This is a genomic window from Acinetobacter sp. UBA5934, from assembly GCF_002430855.1.
In the GTDB taxonomy this organism is placed as follows: domain Bacteria; phylum Pseudomonadota; class Gammaproteobacteria; order Pseudomonadales; family Moraxellaceae; genus Acinetobacter.
On sequence record NZ_DJDC01000112.1, the window covers coordinates 1 to 21,707 of the forward strand.

At 40.7% G+C, this 21,707-nt stretch carries 23 protein-coding genes, 2 tRNA genes and 1 pseudogene; 19 read left to right on the forward strand and 7 right to left on the reverse strand.

Annotated elements, in window-relative coordinates; translation table 11 throughout:
- From B2Y23_RS07765 to B2Y23_RS07780, 4 genes and pseudogenes are all read left to right on the forward strand, one after another.
- Positions 1–452, forward strand: a pseudogene (locus tag B2Y23_RS07765) (MFS transporter); the annotation flags it as partial.
- A 51-nt stretch (positions 453–503) separates the two neighbouring features.
- On the forward strand, positions 504–1,097 hold the full coding sequence (gene ssb / locus B2Y23_RS07770) for a single-stranded DNA-binding protein (protein WP_291370044.1): 594 nt from the start codon (positions 504–506) through the stop codon (positions 1,095–1,097).
- A gap of 717 nt (positions 1,098–1,814) precedes the next feature.
- Positions 1,815–2,579 (forward strand): hypothetical protein, encoded by a 765-nt coding sequence (locus B2Y23_RS07775; RefSeq protein WP_291370046.1) that lies wholly within the window; start codon positions 1,815–1,817, stop codon positions 2,577–2,579.
- Positions 2,580–2,685: 106 nt separating this feature from the next.
- Complete coding sequence (locus B2Y23_RS07780) at positions 2,686–3,684, forward strand: phosphatase PAP2 family protein (RefSeq protein WP_291370048.1); 999 nt, start codon at positions 2,686–2,688, stop codon at positions 3,682–3,684.
- A gap of 204 nt (positions 3,685–3,888) precedes the next feature.
- On the opposite strand, the gene B2Y23_RS07785 is transcribed toward B2Y23_RS07780, so the two are convergent.
- Positions 3,889–4,353 (reverse strand): hotdog fold domain-containing protein, encoded by a 465-nt coding sequence (locus tag B2Y23_RS07785; protein ID WP_291370050.1) that lies wholly within the window; start codon positions 4,351–4,353, stop codon positions 3,889–3,891.
- Between the two features lie 139 nt (positions 4,354–4,492).
- Here B2Y23_RS07785 and B2Y23_RS07790 point away from each other — a divergent pair, with 139 nt between their 5' ends.
- The 5 genes from B2Y23_RS07790 to B2Y23_RS07810 all read left to right on the forward strand — a co-directional run bounded on the left by B2Y23_RS07790 (position 4,493) and on the right by B2Y23_RS07810 (position 9,571).
- Positions 4,493–5,125 carry a TetR/AcrR family transcriptional regulator gene (locus tag B2Y23_RS07790; protein ID WP_291370079.1) on the forward strand — a complete coding sequence of 211 codons (633 nt, stop codon included), beginning with the start codon at positions 4,493–4,495 and terminating at the stop codon, positions 5,123–5,125.
- 156 nt (positions 5,126–5,281) lie between these two features.
- Entirely contained in the window at positions 5,282–5,845 is a 564-nt protein-coding gene (ahpC, locus tag B2Y23_RS07795; RefSeq protein WP_291370052.1) for an alkyl hydroperoxide reductase subunit C, read from the forward strand.
- A gap of 267 nt (positions 5,846–6,112) precedes the next feature.
- Positions 6,113–7,006 (forward strand): pirin family protein, encoded by an 894-nt coding sequence (locus tag B2Y23_RS07800; RefSeq protein WP_291370054.1) that lies wholly within the window; start codon positions 6,113–6,115, stop codon positions 7,004–7,006.
- Between the two features lie 429 nt (positions 7,007–7,435).
- Positions 7,436–8,734, forward strand: coding sequence for an FAD-dependent oxidoreductase (locus B2Y23_RS07805; RefSeq protein ID WP_291370056.1), 1,299 nt, complete (start codon positions 7,436–7,438; stop codon positions 8,732–8,734).
- 3 nt (positions 8,735–8,737) lie between these two features.
- Positions 8,738–9,571: an SAM-dependent methyltransferase gene (locus tag B2Y23_RS07810; protein WP_291370058.1), complete on the forward strand. Its 834-nt coding sequence runs from the start codon at positions 8,738–8,740 to the stop codon at positions 9,569–9,571.
- An 80-nt stretch (positions 9,572–9,651) separates the two neighbouring features.
- Here the strand turns inward: B2Y23_RS07810 and B2Y23_RS07815 are convergent.
- Together B2Y23_RS07815 and B2Y23_RS07820 are read right to left on the reverse strand one after the other, a co-directional pair.
- Positions 9,652–9,727, reverse strand: a tRNA-Thr gene (locus B2Y23_RS07815).
- 140 nt (positions 9,728–9,867) lie between these two features.
- Complete coding sequence (locus tag B2Y23_RS07820) at positions 9,868–10,095, reverse strand: hypothetical protein (RefSeq protein ID WP_291370060.1); 228 nt, start codon at positions 10,093–10,095, stop codon at positions 9,868–9,870.
- 186 nt (positions 10,096–10,281) lie between these two features.
- On the opposite strand from B2Y23_RS07820, the gene B2Y23_RS07825 reads away from it, so the two are divergent.
- The 3 genes from B2Y23_RS07825 (at position 10,282) to B2Y23_RS07835 (ending at position 11,077) form a co-directional block, all read left to right on the forward strand.
- The gene (locus B2Y23_RS07825) at positions 10,282–10,422 is read left to right on the forward strand and encodes a hypothetical protein (RefSeq protein WP_291370062.1); all 141 of its coding nucleotides are present in this window, start codon (positions 10,282–10,284) and stop codon (positions 10,420–10,422) included.
- Between the two features lie 62 nt (positions 10,423–10,484).
- Entirely contained in the window at positions 10,485–10,706 is a 222-nt protein-coding gene (locus B2Y23_RS07830; protein ID WP_291370064.1) for a hypothetical protein, read from the forward strand.
- Positions 10,707–10,816: 110 nt separating this feature from the next.
- Complete coding sequence (locus B2Y23_RS07835) at positions 10,817–11,077, forward strand: hypothetical protein (protein ID WP_291370065.1); 261 nt, start codon at positions 10,817–10,819, stop codon at positions 11,075–11,077.
- Positions 11,078–11,350: 273 nt separating this feature from the next.
- Here B2Y23_RS07835 and B2Y23_RS07840 read toward each other — a convergent pair.
- Positions 11,351–11,440: transfer RNA gene (locus B2Y23_RS07840), tRNA-Ser, on the reverse strand.
- 121 nt (positions 11,441–11,561) lie between these two features.
- On the opposite strand from B2Y23_RS07840, the gene B2Y23_RS07845 reads away from it, so the two are divergent.
- Positions 11,562–13,442 (forward strand): potassium transporter Kup, encoded by a 1,881-nt coding sequence (locus tag B2Y23_RS07845; protein ID WP_291370067.1) that lies wholly within the window; start codon positions 11,562–11,564, stop codon positions 13,440–13,442.
- Positions 13,443–13,540: 98 nt separating this feature from the next.
- Here B2Y23_RS07845 and B2Y23_RS07850 read toward each other — a convergent pair whose 3' ends face one another.
- A complete protein-coding gene (locus B2Y23_RS07850; protein ID WP_291370069.1) occupies positions 13,541–14,368 on the reverse strand; it encodes a hypothetical protein in 828 nt (275 codons plus the stop codon).
- Positions 14,369–14,623: 255 nt separating this feature from the next.
- Here B2Y23_RS07850 and B2Y23_RS07855 point away from each other — a divergent pair, with 255 nt between their 5' ends.
- On the forward strand, positions 14,624–15,739 hold the full coding sequence (locus B2Y23_RS07855; protein ID WP_291370071.1) for a DNA/RNA non-specific endonuclease: 1,116 nt from the start codon (positions 14,624–14,626) through the stop codon (positions 15,737–15,739).
- Between the two features lie 68 nt (positions 15,740–15,807).
- On the forward strand, positions 15,808–16,053 hold the full coding sequence (locus B2Y23_RS07860) for a hypothetical protein (protein WP_291354082.1): 246 nt from the start codon (positions 15,808–15,810) through the stop codon (positions 16,051–16,053).
- A gap of 325 nt (positions 16,054–16,378) precedes the next feature.
- Here the strand turns inward: B2Y23_RS07860 and B2Y23_RS07865 are convergent, their stop codons facing one another.
- On the reverse strand, positions 16,379–17,380 hold the full coding sequence (locus tag B2Y23_RS07865; RefSeq protein ID WP_291354080.1) for an AraC family transcriptional regulator: 1,002 nt from the start codon (positions 17,378–17,380) through the stop codon (positions 16,379–16,381).
- A 112-nt stretch (positions 17,381–17,492) separates the two neighbouring features.
- On the opposite strand from B2Y23_RS07865, the gene B2Y23_RS07870 reads away from it, so the two are divergent.
- Positions 17,493–18,089 carry a hypothetical protein gene (locus B2Y23_RS07870; RefSeq protein ID WP_291354078.1) on the forward strand — a complete coding sequence of 199 codons (597 nt, stop codon included), beginning with the start codon at positions 17,493–17,495 and terminating at the stop codon, positions 18,087–18,089.
- Positions 18,090–18,470: 381 nt separating this feature from the next.
- On the opposite strand, the gene hisF is transcribed toward B2Y23_RS07870, so the two are convergent.
- Complete coding sequence (gene hisF, locus B2Y23_RS07875) at positions 18,471–19,232, reverse strand: imidazole glycerol phosphate synthase subunit HisF (protein WP_312159069.1); 762 nt, start codon at positions 19,230–19,232, stop codon at positions 18,471–18,473.
- A 110-nt stretch (positions 19,233–19,342) separates the two neighbouring features.
- Here hisF and B2Y23_RS07880 point away from each other — a divergent pair, with 110 nt between their 5' ends.
- Genes B2Y23_RS07880 through B2Y23_RS07890 form a run of 3 tightly spaced genes read left to right on the forward strand, consistent with a single transcriptional unit; the run spans position 19,343 to position 21,354 of the window.
- Positions 19,343–20,293, forward strand: a complete 951-nt coding sequence (locus B2Y23_RS07880; protein ID WP_291370073.1) for a homoserine kinase — start codon at positions 19,343–19,345, stop codon at positions 20,291–20,293.
- A gap of 14 nt (positions 20,294–20,307) precedes the next feature.
- Complete coding sequence (locus B2Y23_RS07885) at positions 20,308–20,931, forward strand: DUF1294 domain-containing protein (RefSeq protein ID WP_291370075.1); 624 nt, start codon at positions 20,308–20,310, stop codon at positions 20,929–20,931.
- Between the two features lie 30 nt (positions 20,932–20,961).
- Positions 20,962–21,354, forward strand: coding sequence for a DUF4870 family protein (locus tag B2Y23_RS07890; RefSeq protein WP_291370077.1), 393 nt, complete (start codon positions 20,962–20,964; stop codon positions 21,352–21,354).
- Positions 21,355–21,707 lie beyond the last annotated feature (353 nt).

Here is a 21,707-nt window from a genome sequence, read left to right on the forward strand (position 1 = left end):
GATGCTTCTTCATCGCCTTTAACGTGATGGAGGCGCTATTGCCTTCCTGGTTGTCCAAATCTGCCCCGATTCAGTCCAAAGCAACGGCCATGGGTGTGAATGCCAGCAGCCAGTTTTTAGGGGCATTTTTTGGTGGCATGATTGGTGGTCAACTCTTGTTACTAAATAATACTTCGATGGGTTGGAGCATCCTCGCGGGGATCGCTTTAGTCTGGTTATTGATCAGCTTTGGCCTGGCTCAGCCGCGTTATCTTTCATCGCTGGTATTGGCCTTGCCCGAGACAAAACAAACGGATGAGTGGACTTCTCAACTTTTGGCGATTCGTGGTATTGAAGAGGTTGTGGTGATGTCTGACCAGCAATTTGCTTATGTTAAAATTGATAAACAGCTGATAGATGAAGCTGCGCGACAAGATTTAACGCAGTTGTTAGGTAAAGAGGTAGCCATTTAAGCATAACTCTTATAAAGTAAAATATAGAAATAAATAGGAAGTGTACGTCTGATGCGTGGTGTTAATAAAGTTATTTTAGTGGGAACTTTAGGTAAAGATCCTGAAACCAAAACTTTTCCAAATGGTGGTTCTCTGACTCAGTTTTCAATCGCAACCAGCGATTCATGGACTGACAAAAATACGGGTGAGCGTAAAGAGCAAACTGAATGGCATCGTATTGTGTTGCATAACCGCTTAGGTGAAATTGCACAGCAATATCTACGTAAGGGTTCAAAAGTTTATATTGAAGGTTCATTGCGTACGCGCCAGTGGACTGACCAAAGCGGCCAAGAACGCTACACCACAGAAATTCGTGGTGAACAAATGCAAATGCTAGATAGCAACCGTCAGCAAGGTGAACAGGCTGCGGGTGGTGACAACGCCGGTTATAACCAGCCACGTTTCAATAATAATCAAGGCAGCGGTTATAACAACAATAACAATAACAACCAAGGCGGTTATGGCAATCAGGGCGGTTTTAACAACAACCAGAATAATCAAGGTAATGGTTATGGCAATAATAACCCGGGTGGTTTTGCGCCAAAACAACAGCCTGCGCCAGCAGCAGCTGCACCGGCAGATTTAGATGATGATTTACCTTTTTAACTTGTACAATACTTAATTATTGTATTTATTAAAAATAAGAACTTGATTTAGATTGGGTTCTTATTTTTTTATGCTTAAAATATTTGGATTTAATTATTGATAGCTTTATACAATAAAAAAAGTGCATTTATGAAACTCAAGTTTAAAACTATGAATAGACACCACTCTCCTAGACAAATATCGTCTACTCTTTTTGCATAGCAGAGAACATTATGAGTGGACAACGATATATCCTAGAATTCAAATTAAAAGTTGTTGAACATTTATGAAGTAAGTTTATTTTTTTTCAAAAAACCATCATTTAAAACTACACTCAGCCAAATCGCGAGAATCAAATTAAATTGCATTAAAGTAATAGGTTTCTTTAAATTTTTTATTTTTAATAACAAGTGAGGCATATTTTATCGGCCAGAAATTTTTAAAAAATATTTTATAAGTTAAACTTTAAAATCGCATTAAGTAACACCACTATTTTTAAATAATTAAAATAAAAATCAATTACTTAAAACAATTAAGTAATGATCACCTAGCCTCTCATAAATGCGTTTGAATGATTAAGATTTTAGGTGGGTTTTATTGTATATCTATTAGAAGAATTAAGTAGATTATTACTTTTTTATTCTCAACAGATAAGAACAAAAAACATCATTTCTTCTTAAGCTTAAGTTAATTAAATCACTTTAAAATATCAAAAAAGATCACCACAGAGTCCAGCTGATGAATCAACAAGAATTAAATATCGCTACTCACCTTTCTAAAGTTCCTCAAATAACAGCACTTTTCTGGATCACTAAAATTTTTGCCACAACTTTCGGTGAAACTGGCGGTGATGCACTGTCTATGTCTCTAAATTTAGGCTACCTGATCAGTACCTTTATTTTCGCAGCAATATTTATAGTTTTACTGATTTTTCAAATCCGTTCTAAATCTTATCAGCCTTATTTGTATTGGTTCACCATCATTGCCAGTACTACCGTAGGTACGACACTGGCAGATTTTGTCGATCGATCTTTGGGGATTGGATATGTCGGCGGAAGTAGCCTGTTGCTCGGTTTGGTCTGCTTGTCTTTATTCAGCTGGTATAAGGTGGAAGGCAGTATTTCACCGCATACAGTGAATTATCCACGGGCAGAAATTTTCTATTGGTTAACCATTACCTTTTCCCAAACCTTAGGGACGGCTTTAGGTGATTGGTCGGCAGATACCATGGGGCTGGGTTATAGCGGTGGAATTATCCTTTTTGTCGGTCTTATTCTCATGATTTTGGCCCTGTACAAATTCACTCATGTTTCAAGAACCTTACTGTTCTGGAGTGCATTTGTTTTAACCCGTCCCCTGGGTGCTGTGGTGGGGGATTTTCTGGATAAACCGATCGCTTCGGGTGGTTTGGATTTAAGTCGTTTTACTGCTTCAGGTGTCATTTTGATTGCGATTCTAGTGTGTATTCACTTTAGCAATAAAACCCCTGTAAAAAAGGCTTAAATATATAAAGTCGCATTGATAATGAATATGGATTGGATCTGTGCGCTGACAGAACAAAACAGTAAGCCCTCCTAACAATACGTTTTACAAGGAAATTGTTTTCGCCATGATTCCATTGATTCAAGCCAATCAGCAATTGTTCATCTTGAGCATCCTTGTATTTTCACTGGTTATTCTTTTGTGGATATTGCAGCACTGGATTATTCAGCATGGCAAGCAATTATTTGATTCAGTTATGCAGTATGGGGGAACCTTTAAACAGCATGTGGGAAAAAGCAACTTATTCATTCGAATAAAATACAAGTATCCCCGTGTTTTTAGTTTTTTGTCGAGAAGATTTCAACTCCAGCATTTTTATGGCTTAGCTCTGACCCTTTTATTTTTAGCCATGGGCTATATTTTAGCTTTGCTTACTGGACTTGTTGAAGATGTGGTTACTTCAGACTCCATCGTTACAATAGACTATTTTGTTTCCCAACAGATGAATATGCTGCATCAACCGAGTGTAGTGAATTTTTTTATTTTCATCACCAGTTTTGGTTCTTTTGCAATTTCTTGTTTGATTGTGATTTTAGTCTGTGTGATCTCTTTGATCATTCGACAACCCTATATATTAATAGGATTGCTGGTCTCCACGATAGGAAGTTCTCTATTTAGCTTCCTCAGTAAACTATTATTTCATCGCGTGCGACCAGTCGATGCTTTACTGCTTGAGCAATCCTACTCATTCCCTAGTGGACATGCCACCATTGTCATTGCCTTATATGGATTTCTTACTTACCTCGCTATTCGTTTTAGCCCAAACTTTATCAGACAAGTCCGTATATTTTTTACGATGTTTCTTTTTGCTGTACTTGTAGGCCTCAGTAGAATGGTATTAAATGAACATTATTTAAGTGATGTACTGGGTGGCTTTTTAGTAGGAGCATTATGGCTAATTATTAGTATCAGTCTGACAGAATGGTTAAGTGCCAAAGGAAAAATCACCTGGCAAATACCTGGGTCAGCTATGCAGAATTATATAGTAGGCCTAAGCATTATTTTGGTTCTCATTGCTACGCTAATATATGCGAAAGTCTATCAGTTTCCGTTGTTATTAAAGTGAAATAAAATTTTAAAATATATTGAATGCGTCTACTGCTCGCATGTAAATATTATTTTGTGTAGATAGGCGTATTTCACTTCGAAAAACAAATTTTATGTCAAATAAAGAAAGATATTTAAAAATAGTTAGAGTCTTAATAACCTCAATTCTAGCAATAAGATCAAGCAAAACATAAACAAGAACATAAGAAATTTAAGCCTATTTTTATTTCTTGGCAGAAACCCACATGGTAATGACGGCACGGAATACAACCTCCTGAGCTGTATCTTTGACTTCAACTTGAACCTGATAATCACTGCCTGCATTCCACTGAAAATTGGCCTGTACCGGTGTGGCTATTGCAACCAAATCGGTATTGGCTTTTTTCAGGTATTCCACCTGCATGCCTTTGGGAATCCAACGATGAGTAGCTGGTACAGTGACATCGGTCATGGTTCCTCCGGCAAGCTCTGCCATATTACACATGGCAATGGCATGTACGGTGCTCAGATGATTCAGCACAGCGCGGTGCTTTTTCATTTTGATTTCGCAGTATTCCGGTTCCAACCTTTCAAATAGGGGAGAGATACTGCTGAAATAAGGCGCTTTTAAGCACAACATTTTTGAAAATGTCCATTTGCCCGCAGGTTTGTTTGCTAAAGCTTTCCATACTTTTAATGCTTGGCTCATCCGAGATGTCCCTGTTTTAGTTTGCAGAGTATTATTCTAATACAGAATATTATTCTGTTATTTGGCACAAATGACTGCTTTGTAATAAAAAATGGTCTATGATTTTGCTTGGTCTCATCATGTATCGAAGCATATGGATATGCAGCAAGCCGATTTACTACACCGCATTTATCCCGGACGCCGTGCCGAACTAAAACGTATTTTGCTGCAACATGCCTTAAATTGCTTTGCTGAATTCGGTATTGAAGCCACCAGTATTGAAATGATCCGTGAGCGTGCGGATAGCAGTGTAGGGGCGATTTATCATCACTTTAAAAACAAGGAAGGCATCGTGGGCGCACTCTTTAGTGCAGCCTTGCAAGATCAGATGCAGCAGCGCACAGCAGCATTACAGCAAGCCCGCGGCGTGCAACAGGGTGTGACGGTCATCATTGGTCGATATATTGACTGGGTGGTGCAGAACCCTGACTTTGCCCGCTTCCTGTTTATGGCGCGTAAGGGGTTAGGGACAGAACAGAATGCAGCAGTTGCGGTACAAAACCAGCAACGTAATCAGGCAGTATTTATCTGGTTACAACAGCAGGCCGATGAAGAGATTGCGCAACTTGCAAAGATTCCAAGAGAATTGCTGTTATCTTTAATGCTGGGTGCAACTGAAAGTTATTGTCGGGCCTGGCTATCCCACAAAGTCAGCACTAATCCAACCCTATATAAACAGGCATTGATTGATGCAGCCTGGCAATCTATCGTGCAGTTTCCCGCTTATCCTTAAATCGATCCAAACGATAAAAAAGTAAAGCAGGATAGAATTAATTAATCTAAAAATCCGATAGTTTTTATAAAAAAGTACGGTTTTACCTATTTGAGAATCTTTCGTATTCTAGCTTCACAAGATAAGCATTCCCAGAAACGAGCTAGAGGATAACTCATGAGTTTAATTAATACTGAAGTGAAACCATTTAACGCAACAGCATATAAAAATGGCGAATTCATCCAGGTGTCTGAAAAAGACATGATTGGAAAATGGTCAGTGGTGTTCTTCTATCCTGCAGATTTCACTTTCGTTTGTCCAACAGAATTAGGCGATTTAGCTGATAACTATGCTGAATTCCAAAAAATGGGTGTAGAGATCTATTCAGTATCGACTGACACGCACTTCACGCATAAAGCGTGGCACGATTCTTCTGAAGAGATCAAAAAAATCGAATACCCAATGGTAGGCGATCCAACTTGGACTCTTGCTAAAAACTTCGAAGTATTAATCGAAGCTGAAGGCTTGGCAGACCGTGGCACTTTCGTGATTGATCCAGAAGGTAAAATCCAAATTGTTGAAATCAACGCTGGTGGTATTGGCCGTGATGCTCAGGAACTTCTGCGTAAAGTGAAAGCGGCACAATATGTCCATGCGCACCCAGGTGAAGTTTGCCCGGCAAAATGGAAAGAAGGTGATGCCACGCTTGCTCCTTCAATTGACCTGATCGGTAAAATCTAAGTTTAGCTTCACAGGCTCTATCAAAAAATCCAGAATTTCGATTCTGGATTTTTTTATCCAAATTACTTTTAAAAGAACAAGATAGATCATCCTGGCTATAGGAAAATGATGATATTTATCTGAATGAAATGATTTTGTGTATTGAATTTGATGGTAAAAATTCGATTATCCCATTCTTGAGACGCTGTATATTACGCTGCGACTAGGCTGCAATCTTTAAAAAATCTAAGATAAACGCATATTGTTTCCTAGAGATAGGAGTTTGAGATGAAAAAAATTATTGGCGTTTACCGCAACCAGAACATGCATTGGGTGGGTGATGGCTTTCCGGTAAAAAACTTGTTTTCTTATGACCGTTTAGGGCAGGCGATTAGTCCATTTTTACTGTTGGATTATGCAGCACCCTACCATTTTAGCCCAACCACGCAGCAGCATGGGGTCGGGTCTCATCCCCATCGTGGCTTTGAAACTGTAACCATTGCCTATCAGGGTGAAGTGACGCATAAAGACTCGGCCGGTGGTGGTGGAACCATTCAACCTGGTGATGTGCAATGGATGACAGCGGGAGCAGGCTTGGTACATGAAGAATTTCATTCTCCTAATTTTGCTCAACATGGCGGTCTGTTTGAAATGGTACAGCTTTGGGTCAACTTACCGGCAGCAAACAAAATGACCGCACCGAAATATCAGGCTATTGCAGCCAAAGACATTCCGGTCATTGAGTTTAAACAGGGTGCAGGGCATATCCGGGTAATTGCTGGTCGCTATATAAAGGATGATGCAGAGTATACTGGCCCCGCGGCAACCCATAGTCCGGTCAATGTCTGGGATGGTGAATTAAAAGCCGAGCAGCTTCAGCATTTGCATGTCCCTGTCCCTGTCAATCACAATGTCCTGCTGGTGGTGTTGTCTGGTGAAATGCAGTTGAATGGAACGCAGCATGTGCAAGACAACTCGATTGTGATGTTTGCTCAAGATGGTGAAGCCGATATTCATCTTGAAGCACTGCAAGACAGCAAATTTTTGCTGCTGACCGGTCAACCGCTTAATGAGCCTATTCAGGGTTATGGGCCTTTTGTAATGAATAGCAAAGATGAAATTATTCAAGCATTTAATGATTTTAATAGCGGTAAGTTCGGTGAAATCCCGGTTACAGATTAAGCCTGGTATTTACCTGATTGATAGAAAAAGAAAGAAGCCCCTAAAAACTGAGGGGCTTTTTGCGAACTGAATTTTTTTGTTGTCAGCATATTTGCATAGTTGTAGCTGATACAAAACGTGATGGAGTTATCAAGTTTTTGTCTTGGCTATCATAATAATATTTGAGCCTTTTGTAAAACGGTTGTTATAAAATTGGTTAATATATATTGTTTTTTTTAAAAGGATTTTTGTATATTTTATTTAAAAATATAATATTTTCTTGTGTCTATTTTGGGTTTATTTCTATGTAAGCAAATGTAAATTTATGCTTTATAATCATCGTGATGAGTTTTGTTAAAAAGATACATTCTGGAATATTTTAATACCCTCTTTTAACCCCGCTTGGTTCATAATTTCAGTAATCTTATGTGTAACTGACGGATAATAATTTTGGATATTGCAGTTATTGGCAGTGGCATGGCTGGGCTAGCTACCGCAAGAATTCTTAAAGATGCAGGACATAGCGTGACTATTTTCGAAGCCTTGGCTGGCCGTGGTATGGATAGTCATAGCATTGAATTCGAAGGTGGTCTGATTGATGCACCTTTACGTGTCATGAACCCTCATTTGTGGAAAAATACCCTCAGCCTGGCGGCTTATCTGGGTATCCAGACCTTTCCTGTCCGCACTTATATGGCTTGCAGCTGGTTATTTGAAGACCGTACCGAAACCTGGTTGACCACCTCACGCAGCCGTATTGGTAATTTTCCCATCATTAATAACCGTAAGGGCATTCAGCAATATGGCTGGCGCCTGGTCAAAGGCATGCTGCAGCTGAAGACGGCTATTGCTAAGTTCTTCAAATCTAAAAACCAAGACATTACCTTGGCTGAATTCATTAATAATAATGATATTGAGGAAGTTTTCTGGCATGGCGCAGTGATGCCGGTGCTGTATACCATTTGTACCTGTCATCCAAAAACCATTGGCGAATGGCCGGCAAAACCTTTGCTGGTTTTCTTGCGTCAATTAACCGATGGCGATGCGTTATTGCGTCTGCAGGGCGGTACACCGGCCTTGGTTGACAAGTTGATTGAAGGCATTGAAATTCGTGGCGGTTCTGCTATTACCCATATTCAGCAACAAGAGCAGAGTGTATTGGTTGAAAATGCACAGGGCGAACAACATGTATTTGACCGTGTGATTGTGGCCACGCCGACCAATAAAATTGAAACATTCCTCGATAATGAACAATTTGCTGATGATATTGCGTTGTTAAAGAAATTTAAATTTGAGCAGGGTCAGCTGGTAATTCATACCGATCAATCGGTGATGCCGCCAAAACGTAAAGATTGGGCCGTACTCAGCTACATGATGGACCGTAAGTTTACTCGTCAGCAATTTACCGTCTGGCTGAATTCGGTTGAGCCAAGTTTAGTGGGCAAATCACCAGTATTCCAAACCTGGCAGCCGGTGACCGAAATTGACCCGAAAAAAATCATCTCATCGGTGACTTTAACCCGTGCTGTAGTGGATTCGCAAACAGTGGCTTTAAATAAAGAGCTGCAAGCCCGTCATAAAGATTTAAACCGCAAAGTGTTCTATTGCGGTTCGTGGTCGTGTGATGGCTTACCTGTGCTGGAATCTGCCGTGACTTCAGCCATGCATATTGCAGAAATTTTAGGTGCACCATTGCCGTTTGCCGGATTAAAACCTAAAGTTGAGGTTGCCCCACAACTCGGCTACTAAAATATGAAATGGCTTCAAGCGATTCGGCAAAAACTTCCTCAACATAAATATGCGATCAATGCAAAACAGTTAGGAGATAATGCCGAACTTGCCTGGAGCAACCTGGGCTATTGGGATGATGCAACGTCGTCCTATCCAGAAGCTTGCCGTCAGTTGGCAGATCAATTGGCGCAGGCGGTAGCTTTAACTTCCAATGACCGCTTATTAGACCTGGGCTGCGGACAGTGTGCTAGTCTGCTGTACTGGCAACAGCACTATCAGGTTCAGCATATTGAAGCGGTGGAATTACAAGCCAGTTGTGTCATTCAAATTCAAAAACATTTTCCCCAAATTACGGCGATTTACCCGCAATCCTTTTTAAATTTAAAACAGATTCCTTTCAAGCAGCGCTTTGATGTAGTGCTATGTATTGATGCTGCCTATCATTCCAATCTCAATTCATTCCTGGATTCAGTAGACAATGTTTTAAATTCAAAAGGCCGGCTGGGTTTTCATTATTTAATGCTGTCCGAGCAATGGCTGAATTTAAATGCATTACAACAGCAGAAATATAAATGGCTGCTCAAGGCTGCAGATGTGAATCTGGAGCATTTGATGACGGCACCGCTTTTAGAACAAACCTTGCAGCAACATGATTTTAGTGACATTGAAATTCGGGATATATCCAAAGCCGTTTTATACGGCTTTGCAAACTACTTTCAACATTTACAGCAATTGCCAAAGCAGGGCACAGGCCTAGATGCCTTTAAAATTCGCATGACCGCAAAACTCTGTCAGCAGCTTTATCAGGATGGCTTGGTCAATTATGTACAGATCAGTGCGAAAAAGAATGCGTGAGCATGGGGCAATGTTTTAATTTTTAAAAGCAAATGCTAAAAACAACAAAGCCTCACTAAAAAGCGAGGCTAAGTATAAAATGGTGCCGGCACACGGATTCGAACTGTGGACCTACTGATTACAAGTCAGTTGCTCTACCAACTGAGCTATGCCGGCAACGTGCAGAGAATAATAGCGAATTTTGTTGAAAACGCAAGCCAAAAAATGAGCGGTTGAAAGAGATGACTTGGTCTTGAGGGGTTCAATTTTTCCAGGTCATCTCGTCAATTGAATAAATGGTTCTCAATTTTAAAAAACTATTTACTCCTTAAAATCTGGTCTAGGTCTTGCGCACATTCTTCCAGGGTTAAAGCCATATCGATTTGCATTTGTGGTTTAAGTTCACTGGCCATTTTGCGCCATTGTTCGATCAGTCGGAGGGCTTTTTGAATTTTATGTTTATTAATATCCTTGGCAATTGTTGGAGTATAACCACCACGCTTAGCATTCTTGATTTGTTTGACATAATTATTGCTGGTATTCATATCTACTCCCGAATAGCAATTTTTCTATGTGTTCAATGTGCTTTTATAGGTCGACTTAAGGCTCTGTTAGATGATTGTTATCATGGAAATATTGCATTTATATGATCATATTTCAATAGATTTATTGAGCTCCTGAACTCGCTAAATAATACCGGGCAGTAATTGTGCCATTTCTGTAGCATGTTAATGCAACATCAGGCTTTGAAGGCTTTTGGTAATCAATGTGAAGCGGATTTTATTGTAGTTGTTGCAGATCAATCATCTAGAGATATCACATTTACAATGATGGAAATTGACACATTGCTTAAGTTGGAAGATCAAATTTAAGGCGTAAATTAAAACTGATGTAGTGCAAATGATTAATCGCAATGCACAGGATAGACAGCCCCATGAACGAACAAGATAACCAACAGCCAGACCAGCAAAAACAGCCAGTTCCTTTAATTCAAAATCCTGATCAGCAGGAACAACCCAATCCACCCCATCCTCAACCGGATCAACCCAAACCACCGACTCCTCAACCGGATCAACCAGATCAGCATATTGGGACATCCAATCCGCAAAGAAAGCCGAATGAACAGCTTGAAAATCCTGTCACACAACAGAAATAAAGGATTTTTTTTTCCTTGAATCAGGAGCCCGGTTCTTATAACTTCATCCTGAGTGATAGATGATCGTTTTTGTAGCTTGAAGGTCTGAGGGGCTTAAGGGAAATAAGAAAATGATGACAAGACAGGCCAAAATTATCAGTGTAGTGGTGATACTTATTCTTATTGCCATTGCGGCTTTTTTGTATTTTCAATCCATGCAAGCCAAGGAATTTGGAGGCTTCGAGGAGGGGACAGAGCAATACTATGGCTATCGCTATGCGCAAGACAATCTCAAATCTGTAGACCAATGCGATGATGATAAAGATGATCCTTCCATGAACTTCAATGAAGAATTTTTTCAGGGATGTCAGAAATATTTTGAAAATAAATAAGGTTTTAAAACCCATTGAAATAGAAAAACCTATTTTGCTGAACTTGGCAGTTCGCCGTTGCTGCTTTTTTTCTTCATTGCTTGCATTAATTTTATTGATTGTTTCTACAGCATTTAATCGCACAGGTTTTATCAGTAACTAAAAAATCTAATAAGTGATGCACGATATCAACGAGTTTTAATTACTTTTTAATAGGATGAGAAAACAAAAAAGGCTTAAACCTTAATAGTTTAAGCCTTTAATCACTGCTTTGGAGGGCAGTTCTTTCGAATTTGGCGGTGAGAGAGGGATTCGAACCCTCGATACGCGCAAACGTATACACACTTTCCAGGCGTGCTCCTTCAGCCACTCGGACACCTCACCATTGCGCCGCGATAATAGCGAAAAAAAACCCCTCTGCCAAGTTGAAACAATTGATTTAGAGCAAAAGTTTTTGCTCAGTGATATGATTGCGAAAAAATAGTGTCTAAAACGAAGACGAAATATGCAAAGTACTGCACAAAAAGCCGCCTTGCCTGTGATTACCCTTGCAGCGCTTGGGGTGGTATTTGGAGACATTGGCACCAGTCCACTGTACGCCCTTCGACAATGTTTCCTCACTGCGCATCTCGCCATCACTGAAGCAACTGTTCTTGGTATTTTGTCACTGATTTTTTGGTGCATCATGCTGACGATCAGTTTCAAATATGTCACCATCATTATGCGTGCAGACAACAATGGTGAAGGCGGAATCATGTCATTACTGGCATTGAACCTGCGCACCACACGTATTGCCGATAACAAGAAAATTTACCTGATTGCCTTGGGTTTTATTGGTGCCTCGTTATTTTTTGGCGATGGCATTATTACCCCAGCCATTTCCGTGCTATCAGCCATTGAAGGATTGAGCATTGCAACGCCGATGTTTAACCAGTGGCTGATGCCTCTGGCCATTGGTATTTTATCCGGATTGTTCCTGATCCAACGGCATGGTACAGCCACCATGGGGAAATTTTTTGGTCCTCTCACCCTGGTATGGTTTCTATCGATTGGTGCGGTGGGGATATGGAGCATTATCCAAACCCCTTTTGTCTTGACCATGATCAGTCCACACTGGGCTTTTAATTTTGTCGTGCATCAGCCTTATGTGGCTTTTCTGACTATGGGCGCGGTGATTCTGACCATGACTGGCGGAGAAGCATTATATGCTGATATGGGGCATTTTGGTCGCTTACCGATTCGCCTGGCCTGGTTCATCATTGTTTTACCTTGTTTGCTTTTTAACTATGCAGGACAAGGGGCATTATTACTGCGTAACCCGGATGCCATTGCCAATCCATTCTATATGCTGGTGCCAAGCTGGGGCTTATACCCGATGATTGGTCTTGCCACTGCAGCCGCAGTCATTGCCTCGCAAGCCGTGATCACGGGCGTTTTTTCCATGACCAATCAGGCAATTCAGCTGCGTTACTTGCCACGTTTAACCGTGCATCACACGTCGGATGTTGAACAGGGTCAAATCTATTTACCCTTCATCAATTGGGTGCTGTATATTTCCGTCGTCATCCTGATTTTATTGTTTGAAAACAGTGCCAATTTAGCCAGTGCTTATGGTGTCGCCGTGACCATGACCATGCTCTGCGGAACCATTCTGATTTCATTTCTGGCGTATGGTTTTTGGCGCTGGTCAGTATGGAGAGTCTTATTATTTGCTGTACCATTCTTGTTGATAGATCTGGTTTTTGTCGCATCGACCTCATTAAAAATTCTTTCTGGAGGATGGGTGCCAATCATGATTGGCGCTGCGGTATATACCATTTTAATGACTTGGAAAGCAGGCCGTGAAATCTTGCTGGCACGTTTGGAAAAAGATGCCTTGCCGATTGATCTGTTTATCAAAAGTATTGGCATGAGTGCTGAAACCCAATTTGTTCCAGGCACAGCCGTATTCCTGACCGGTACGCCGAATATCGTACCGCATGCCATGTTGCACAATATTAAGCACAATAAGGTTCTGCATGAGCTCAATCTCATGGTGACTGTGAATACCCGTGATATTCCTTATGTGGCTCAGGAAGAGCGCTGTAAGATTGAAAAAATGGATAACCGTTTCTACCGTATTTCACTGTATTACGGTTTTAAAGATCAGCCGAACATTCCTGAAGCACTGGAACAGGCCTATCAAGAGCTAGGTTTTGAATTTGACATGATGCAAATGAGCTTCTTTATTTCACGTGATCGACTGATTCATACGGTGGGTGAAGGCTTATCACCATGGCGTGAAAAACTGTTTATTTCCATGCAGCGCAATACCAGTCCGGTCAGTGACTTTTACCAGATTCCTCCCAATCGTGTGGTGGAATTGGGCAGTCAAATTGAAATTTAACTAAATTTAATTTTTAGTTTTTTGCGGACAATAAAAAAACCAAGGTGGAAAATCCTTGGTTTTTTATTTGGAGGATGAAAGCCTGAAAAAGAGCGTGATTAGTTCTCTGTGGCTTCTGCCATTGGTGCTTCAGGAGCGGCATTTACCGGCGCATCTGTCACATCAGCTTCTGGTGCTGCTTGCACTGCATCATCTGGCTGTGTCGCTTCAGGGGTGGCTGCAAAGGCTTCCTGAGGTGCAGTAGCTTCAGTCGTGTCTGCCGGAGCTAGAGCTAAAGCAGCAGATTGATTGGTTGCATCTGCTTGAGACATATTCGCTGCATTCGCTTGTTGTACGTCAGCAGGAGACTCATTGACTGGCGCAGCTGCGATCTCTTGATCAGCAACTTGCTCTGCCTGTTGTGCTGCCAATTCAGTATTTGGTTGCATTGGATCTACATTTTCAGAAGTAGCTTGAGCTGTTTGCTCAACAGCAGCTGTGTTTGCTTGCGCTGTAGCCGGATCAGCAGCTTGTGCCGCTGTATTCATCTCTGTGCCTTGTACAGCAGTTGCATCTGAAGCTGAGGTTGTCTGTACTTCGGTTTCAGATCCAGCTTGAGTCGACTCAGCATTTTGTGCTGTTGTATTTAGGTCAGCATTTTGTGGGGCCGCTTGAGATGCAGTATTTTCTGCTACGGCACTGGTTTGCATTTCGGTCTCAGAACCAGCCGGATTAGCCGCAGCAGCAATTTGACCTGCATCGACAATACGGATTTGGCCACTGCTTATTAATTCTTCAATAGAACCCGCCTGACCATTTACCGTGGTGCTGAGTTTAACTTTAGATAAGCTTTCTAAAGTATCGCCCGGTTGAATAGGCGGTTCTGCAAATGCCGTTGCACTCATCATTCCCGTCACTAGACTTAAACCTAAAAGCTTAAACTGCATAAAATACTCCGTAACAATCATTATTCAGATTTTTTGCGTATTTTTACCTTGTCATAAGCATCATCGGTTTTTCAATCAAACATACGTAAAGCTAGTAAGACTTGTTATAAAAGCTTTAGAAAATTAGACATACTGTTACAACAACTGTGCTTTTGTTGATCAGTTTTAGTCTAAATGTTAAGCAAATAAAATTTGCTACATATACTTCATTTTCTCTGCTTGTTAAGCTCGTGAAAAATGGGGGTTGTTCTCAAAATGGCAATGAAGAAACGTAAAGCTGGTCAATCTTTGACGCAAATTCTAAAGCAGAATAGTTTAAAAATTATTTTGGGTGTAGTGGCGACCAGCAGTTTTGCAATTGCTTTTGGACAAGAAAAAATTCAACAGCTGGTTTCAATACCATCTTCATCCAACTCGGCATGTCTGGATCAGTTTTACCGCGATATTCCGCCTTATCTGTCCAAAGAAAGCCTGAATAAAAATGCCTTTCCGCTGTGCTTTAATGGCTTTAATGTCATGTATTCGGGAGTGTCTAAAACCCCTTTGTGGGTAGCAGAAGCTTTAACTCCGCAGCGCTTGAGCCAGAAAATTCCACGTGAAGACAACTTTCATGAAGAAACCGCTGTAAAAGCAGAATATCGCGCGACCTTGGCTGACTATAAAGCTTCAGGTTATGACCGTGGACATATGGCCCCGAATGCCGATATGCCAAATAAAAATGCGCAGTTTGACAGCTTCTCATTGGCCAACATGGTACCGCAGGCACCGAAGAATAATCAGCAGGTTTGGCGAGAGCTGGAAGAGGCGACTCGTGCCATTGTCACCAAACAGAAGCAAGAGGTCTATATTGTCACGGGACCGGTGTATTCCGCTAAAAAGCTGAAGACAATTGGTAATGGGGTGATTGTCCCGACAGCCACCTATAAAGCCATCTACCTGCCAAAAACAGGCGCGGCAGGGGTGTACTATGCGGACAATACCCTGAAAGATACTGCGCCAAAAGTGCAGGTGATCAGTATTTGTGCCCTGGAAGATTTGACAGGAATTAATATTTTCCCGCAGTTAACTGAAGATCAAAAGCGCAATACTTATAATTTGCCGTTAAAGGCCAGTGCTGTGAAAGCAAGCCAGAAAATTGCCTATTCCCATTGGGATGCAGAAAGCCAATGTGCGGAAGAGGTCAGTGCAGATGAGCTTACTGCTTTGCAGAAAAAGTTTAAATCTTCATCTGTAAGTTCAACACCTTCCGCTGCTGCAGCATCGGGTGAGAATAAGGGCAGTGCGCCTACAATTGATCCAAACACTCAAGATGCGATAGTTAAGCAATTGATTGAAGGGTTGTTGCAGTACATTTTACAGTTGTTGAAATAAGCTCTTTTTAGGTAGGATGAGAATCATCATCCTACTTTTAAATAACAACAAAGATCAGTGAGAATACAATGTTTAAGCCTTTTGAAAATGGCACGGAATCGCATGCCATTCACGACCTCACCTTAGAGAACCAAGAAGACTGTGTCAGTATTTATGGCAATTTACAGCTCACCAAAGATCAGGCCGGACTGCAGGCTGCCAAAGCGTTGCAGACTTATATAAATGCCGTGGTCAGTGCTTTAGAAAATGAAGCTCATCTTCCGGAAAAAATTGATCGGCAAGATGAACAGGAAATTGAAAATCCATTTTTATAAGCCGTCGCATGTTCCATGTGGAACATAAAAAAGTTCACCGAGGTGAGCTTTTTTTATGGCGAGAATTTTTAGCTTTTTCCGAAGCCACTCCTTTATAAATGAGCGCGCCAAAAATGGCACCCAAAATCGGGACTACCTAGAGAATAGCCAGAGTTGACTTAAAGCTACAGTTTGTGCAAAAAAGGCCACTAAATTATTCTCCAGATGTAGTTATTCATTTTCTTTTTATCATTTAGGACATTTTCTATTAATCGATAAATTGAACATTTCTCAATTTCAACATAATCAGGAGAAATGACCTTTATACCAGCAGCTGGAAGCATTTTTATGCATATTGTTGTTGTCGCCATTGCTGCGGTGTCATGCTTGTCCACTGCTTAAATGCACGCTGGAATACACTTTGCTCGGAATAGCCCAGCAATAAGGCAATTTCTTGCAGGCTGAGATGTCGGTTCTTTAAATATTGCTCCGCCAATAAATGTCGTACTTCTTGCATGCGTTGCTGATAGGTGGTGTCTTGTTGTTGCAAATGGCGTTGTAGTTGGCGTACCGACATATGTAACTGTTTGGCAATAGGTTCGATTTGATACTGGTTTTTTTGCAGCCCGATAAGAATGGCTTGTTGCAGCCGATGATCCAGCTGGGTGGAATTGGGAAGCTTATCTAATAGCGCATGGGCTTGTTGCATCAGCAAATGCTGCAAAGTTTGGTCACCCTGACGTATAGGTTTAGTCAGCTGATGAATGGGGGCAATAAGTTGAGCCTTTGGTTGTGAAAATAGGACTTTGCAATTGAAGTATTGTTCATAGATGGCTACATTTTTGGGGGCAGGATGAATAAAGTGCACTTCATGTATATGAATATCTTTAAAATCCAGAAAATGTTTCAGAAACTGCACCATCAAGGCAATGGCGTTTTCATGCGTGATTTGTGTGGTCAAATGAAAGGGGATATATCCCCAGCCAATAGCAAGATAGTCATCCTGTATACTGAGTTCTAAGGTGCTGCCATCATAGATCAGTCGATGAAAATCATGATAACGGTATAGCGCTTCCCCCAAAGTGTTGCAGGACAGGGCAATATAGGCAATGATGCCTAAATGTTTAGGCTGAACATGTTCGGCAATATCCAGGCCTAATGCCGGAATTTGCAGATGCTGATCTACATCGGTCAGCAAATCACGCCAAAGACAGAAGTCAAAACGTTCTAGATTTTGAACTTGTTCAAGTTTTTCAGAAATAGCTAAGCCTTTGGCCTGACTATAGGCATATAGCAGATGCCCAAGTCCGCCATATACGGAGCCTGTGTAGTCTTTAGAATGTGGCATATAAATCTTTTTATTGTCGTAATTTATCAATTAAATTTTATTGTATATTTTATGGTCAATATTTAGCATATTTTATAACCTATATTCAATATAGGATAGGGAGAAATTAGATATGTGGAAAGGATTTTTGGTTGGGCTGGTGGTGGCCAATGGTTTTGAATGGGTAGCACACAAATATATTTTGCATGGTACACACCGCAGTGGGAAGCCACGCTATAGTCCTGTACCAGACAGTATGAAGTCGCATTGGGAACATCATCGTGAAGTCAGAAAAACGGCATTTCATGATCATGGCTATGTCGAAGGTCTTGCAAATTGGCGTACTAAGAATGAAGTTATTTCCCTGACTGTGGTTGCAGGTGTTTTTGGTGCGGTATTTTATCCGGTATCTAAAGGCATGGCTTTGTCTACGGTATATAGTGCCTGTAATTATTATTATATTCACCGTCGTGCTCATTTAGAGCCAGAGTGGGCGATGAAAAAAATTCCCTGGCATTATGATCATCATATGAACTCCAATCAGGATGCCAACTGGTGTGTGACCAAGCCGTGGTTTGATTACCTTTTGGGAACTCGAGTAATTTCATCACCAGATTTACAGGAAAAAAATCCATTAGGAATTATGCTTCCTCGCCCAGTATCAAATTTGTTGAACGGGATGGCTGATCGTTACTTTCCGGCAAAATGGGTGGACCAACAAGGTAGATAATTAATTTACTCAAAATGAAGTGTAAATTTTTTGAGCATGTATTCGTCACAAAAAATTAGCCAGAAGTCCCTGTTTTCAAGACCTTGTCGTAATTTGTCAATGTTTTCGGCACTAATCGTCAATGTATTGGTTATTTTTTTGTTATATATTTGTTTTCGTTATCAGGTCGGCCAAATTAGCTTGATGAGTCACTGTATATGTCATTTTATTGTTGTTAATTTCAAGAAACCGCGCTGTAGTTTTCTTGGTTTATAGGGAGTCTTCAGGACTCCCTTTTTTTATCTGTAATTTTATGCTGGTCTGGTTGTAAAATTGCTCTGTAAATAAAAAAGAGTGGGAAAACCACTCTTTTTTAGACCAACAAGCGTTTAACCTGAGCACTTAGAGACGCATTTCAATCCCTTGTGCAGCCAAATATTGTTTGGCTTCAGGAATACTGTATTGACCAAAGTGGAAAATAGAAGCGGCAAGAACTGCATCTGCGCCGCCTTTTAAAATACCATCGGCCAAATGCTGCAAGTTACCCACACCGCCAGAAGCAATGGTTGGAATAGTGACGCGGTCATTGATGTTACGCATTAACGCCAGGTCATAACCGGCTTTGGTACCATCGGCATCCATAGAGGTAATTAAAAGTTCGCCCGCGCCGTAATCAGCCATTTTCACTGCCCATTCAATCGCATCAATCCCAGTCGGTTTACGGCCACCATGGGTGAAAATTTCCCATTTGTTGTCACCGGTTTTCTTGGCATCAATGGCAACCACAATACATTGGGCGCCAAAGCGTTGCGAAGCTTCCTGAACAAATTCCGGGTTAAATACCGCAGCCGAGTTGATGCTGACTTTATCGGCACCGGCATTCAGCAACAGGCGGATATCTTCCACCTTACGTACCCCGCCACCTACAGTTAAAGGTACAAATACGCTTTCAGCCATGCGTTCAACAGTACGGTACGTGGTATCGCGGCCGCTTGAGGTTGCGGTAATGTCCAGGAAGGTAATTTCATCGGCACCTTGTTCATTATAACGGCGTGCTACTTCAACCGGATCGCCTGCATCACGAATATCAAGGAATTGTACACCTTTCACCACTCGACCATTATCTACGTCAAGGCAAGGAATAATACGTTTAGCAAGCATAATTTTTTCCAAAAATAACAGCCGATTATGAAACTTCGCCACGAAGGTGCTACACCTTGGTAGTTGTAGAAGGTATTCTATCAAAATTATGTAAGTTTTTTCGCAGGTTTTCTATGTCGGTTTATACCACTTTGACTTTACAGGAAGTTCAGGCTTTTGCAGCACCTTATGGATTAGAGGTGATTGACCTGATTCCGATTCAAGGAGGTATTCAAAATACAAACTATTTTTTAGTCTGTGAAAATGCAAAGCAGTATGTGTTGACCGTGTTTGAAGAGATGGATGAGCAAGGCGCAGGGGAGCTGGTTCCGGTACTTGAGCATTTGGGTCAACAGGGGGTAGCTGTACCTGTACCGTTAAATTATGCGGGTAAGGCCATTCATAGCCTTAAAAATAAGCCGGCGCAAATTGCACCACGTATGCTGGGTGAACATCCTATGCCATCAACCCTGGAACAAGCACAGGCCATTGCCGTGGCTCAGGCAAAAATTCATATTGCCTTACAGGATTTTCCCCTGGAGCGTGCCGAATATCGTAACCATGATTACTGGTTGCAAGTGGCCAAAGAATTAAAACCGACGTTAAATCCGGCAGATGCTATTTTGCTTAGTGAATTGTTGGGGCTGTATGATGCGCTCACTGCAGTCTATCCAAATCGTCCCAAGGGCTTTATTCATTCTGACTTGTTCCGTGACAATACCTTGTTTGACGGTAATGAGTTAAAAGGCATCCTGGATTTTTATGAGTTGAATAAAGACGAGTTCCTGTTTGATATCGCGATTACCTTAAATGACTTCTGTACCGAATATCCTGAAGTTTATTTAAATGAAGCGAAAGCCCAAGCCTTTTTAGAAGCCTATGAAACGGTGCGTCCACTGACCGAGGACGAAAAATCCTGTCTGGAAATCTACTTGGCTATGGCAGCAGCGCGTTTTTGGTTGATGCGTTTACAAGTCGCACAAAAAAATGCACAACAAGGACGTACTGGAGATGATATTCTTCAGAAAAATCCTTTGGAAATGCGTAATATGCTGGTGGCACGACTAAAATTTGTGACGGCTTGAGATAGGACATAAAAATGCGTGATCAGGGGCGATTGGTTGAATGGTATGATGATAAAGGCTACGGCTTTATTCAGCCCAATGATGCCTCGAAAGATCGCGTGTTTTTACATATCAAGGATTTTATGCGTCAGGGACCACGTCCGATTGTAGGTTGTGCCCTTGAATATACCGTATTGCTGGATGGGGATGGACGTTATCGCGCCCAGCAGGTCACCTATCTGAAAGCCTCCCAAACTCAAAAAAAAGTAAACAAGCCGAAAAATTCCAATCAACCTGCACAAAAATTAAAACCGATGCAAATTGCCTGTGTCGGTTATATTCTGGCTTTGGCTGTGTTTACCATACTTGGCTTATTAAGTGGCATGGTGCTGTTATTTATTAGCGTGATTAATGCCATAACTTACTGGATGTATGCCCAAGACAAAGAAGCTGCTTTACAGGGCAATCGCCGTGTACCTGAGCAAACCCTGCATCTGTTATCTTTTCTTGGTGGTTGGCCTACAGCATGGCTCGCGCAAGAAAAAATGCGACATAAAACACAAAAACAACCGTTTAGAAAGATTTATTTTTGTACCATAGCCTTAAACATACTTTTAATTTTATGGCTGATTTCTCCTTTAAATGTAATTAAATTTTAAAAGAGAATAATTACTTTAAAAGGTATAACAATGAATTATTCTATCGACCAAGATCCCAACCGTACCCTGACTCTAGTTCTGTATATACTTTATATTATTGCTATTTTTACCGGCGGTTTATTAGCAGTTATTGCGCTGATTATTAATTACATGAAACGTAATGATGTGCGTGGTTCTATTTTTGAAAGCCATTTTACCTGGCAAATTCGTACCTTCTGGTGGTATTTATTCTGGAATATTCTTGCTTTTATTCCTTTTATTTTTCTGTTTTTTACCGGTGAAAACATGGATGTATTTACTGGAGTTGCCTTAGGCGCAAGTGCATTCTGTCTGCTGGTGATTGGTGTTGCCTGGATCTGGATTGTCTATCGTGCCATTCGCGGCATCATTCGTTTAAATGACAATCAGCCGATGTATCAATAATATAAATTGATCATAAAAAAGGCAGCGAAAGCTGCCTTTTTATGCACCTTAATGCACCACTTATTAAAAATTGTGCGTTACTTTAGCTACTTTATAAAAATCAACATTACCTTTTTAATCTTTATAATATACTTTTTTAATTAAAATATTATACGTTTTTAATATTTATATTTTACATTTTTATTTTAATTATTATACGTTTTTAATATTTAAAAATCACTTTTTTAACAAAATAAATATACATTAATGTATATTTATTTTATTAAAAAAGTGATTTTTAAATATTAAAAACGTATAATAATTAAAATAAAAATGTAAAATATAAATATTAAAAACGTATAATATTTTAATTA

Coding starts and splice junctions, on each gene's coding strand:
- ssb (WP_291370044.1), top strand. CDS start 504: ATGCGTGGTGTTAATAAAGTTATTTTAGTGGGAACTTTAGGTAAAGAT.
- B2Y23_RS07775 (WP_291370046.1), top strand. CDS start 1,815: ATGAATCAACAAGAATTAAATATCGCTACTCACCTTTCTAAAGTTCCT.
- B2Y23_RS07780 (WP_291370048.1), top strand. CDS start 2,686: ATGATTCCATTGATTCAAGCCAATCAGCAATTGTTCATCTTGAGCATC.
- B2Y23_RS07785 (WP_291370050.1), bottom strand. CDS start 4,353: ATGAGCCAAGCATTAAAAGTATGGAAAGCTTTAGCAAACAAACCTGCG.
- B2Y23_RS07790 (WP_291370079.1), top strand. CDS start 4,493: ATGCAGCAAGCCGATTTACTACACCGCATTTATCCCGGACGCCGTGCC.
- ahpC (WP_291370052.1), top strand. CDS start 5,282: ATGAGTTTAATTAATACTGAAGTGAAACCATTTAACGCAACAGCATAT.
- B2Y23_RS07800 (WP_291370054.1), top strand. CDS start 6,113: ATGAAAAAAATTATTGGCGTTTACCGCAACCAGAACATGCATTGGGTG.
- B2Y23_RS07810 (WP_291370058.1), top strand. CDS start 8,738: ATGAAATGGCTTCAAGCGATTCGGCAAAAACTTCCTCAACATAAATAT.
- B2Y23_RS07820 (WP_291370060.1), bottom strand. CDS start 10,095: ATGAATACCAGCAATAATTATGTCAAACAAATCAAGAATGCTAAGCGT.
- B2Y23_RS07825 (WP_291370062.1), top strand. CDS start 10,282: ATGCAACATCAGGCTTTGAAGGCTTTTGGTAATCAATGTGAAGCGGAT.
- B2Y23_RS07830 (WP_291370064.1), top strand. CDS start 10,485: ATGAACGAACAAGATAACCAACAGCCAGACCAGCAAAAACAGCCAGTT.
- B2Y23_RS07835 (WP_291370065.1), top strand. CDS start 10,817: ATGATGACAAGACAGGCCAAAATTATCAGTGTAGTGGTGATACTTATT.
- B2Y23_RS07845 (WP_291370067.1), top strand. CDS start 11,562: ATGCAAAGTACTGCACAAAAAGCCGCCTTGCCTGTGATTACCCTTGCA.
- B2Y23_RS07850 (WP_291370069.1), bottom strand. CDS start 14,368: ATGCAGTTTAAGCTTTTAGGTTTAAGTCTAGTGACGGGAATGATGAGT.
- B2Y23_RS07855 (WP_291370071.1), top strand. CDS start 14,624: ATGGCAATGAAGAAACGTAAAGCTGGTCAATCTTTGACGCAAATTCTA.
- B2Y23_RS07860 (WP_291354082.1), top strand. CDS start 15,808: ATGTTTAAGCCTTTTGAAAATGGCACGGAATCGCATGCCATTCACGAC.
- B2Y23_RS07865 (WP_291354080.1), bottom strand. CDS start 17,380: ATGCCACATTCTAAAGACTACACAGGCTCCGTATATGGCGGACTTGGG.
- B2Y23_RS07870 (WP_291354078.1), top strand. CDS start 17,493: ATGTGGAAAGGATTTTTGGTTGGGCTGGTGGTGGCCAATGGTTTTGAA.
- B2Y23_RS07880 (WP_291370073.1), top strand. CDS start 19,343: ATGTCGGTTTATACCACTTTGACTTTACAGGAAGTTCAGGCTTTTGCA.
- B2Y23_RS07885 (WP_291370075.1), top strand. CDS start 20,308: ATGCGTGATCAGGGGCGATTGGTTGAATGGTATGATGATAAAGGCTAC.
- B2Y23_RS07890 (WP_291370077.1), top strand. CDS start 20,962: ATGAATTATTCTATCGACCAAGATCCCAACCGTACCCTGACTCTAGTT.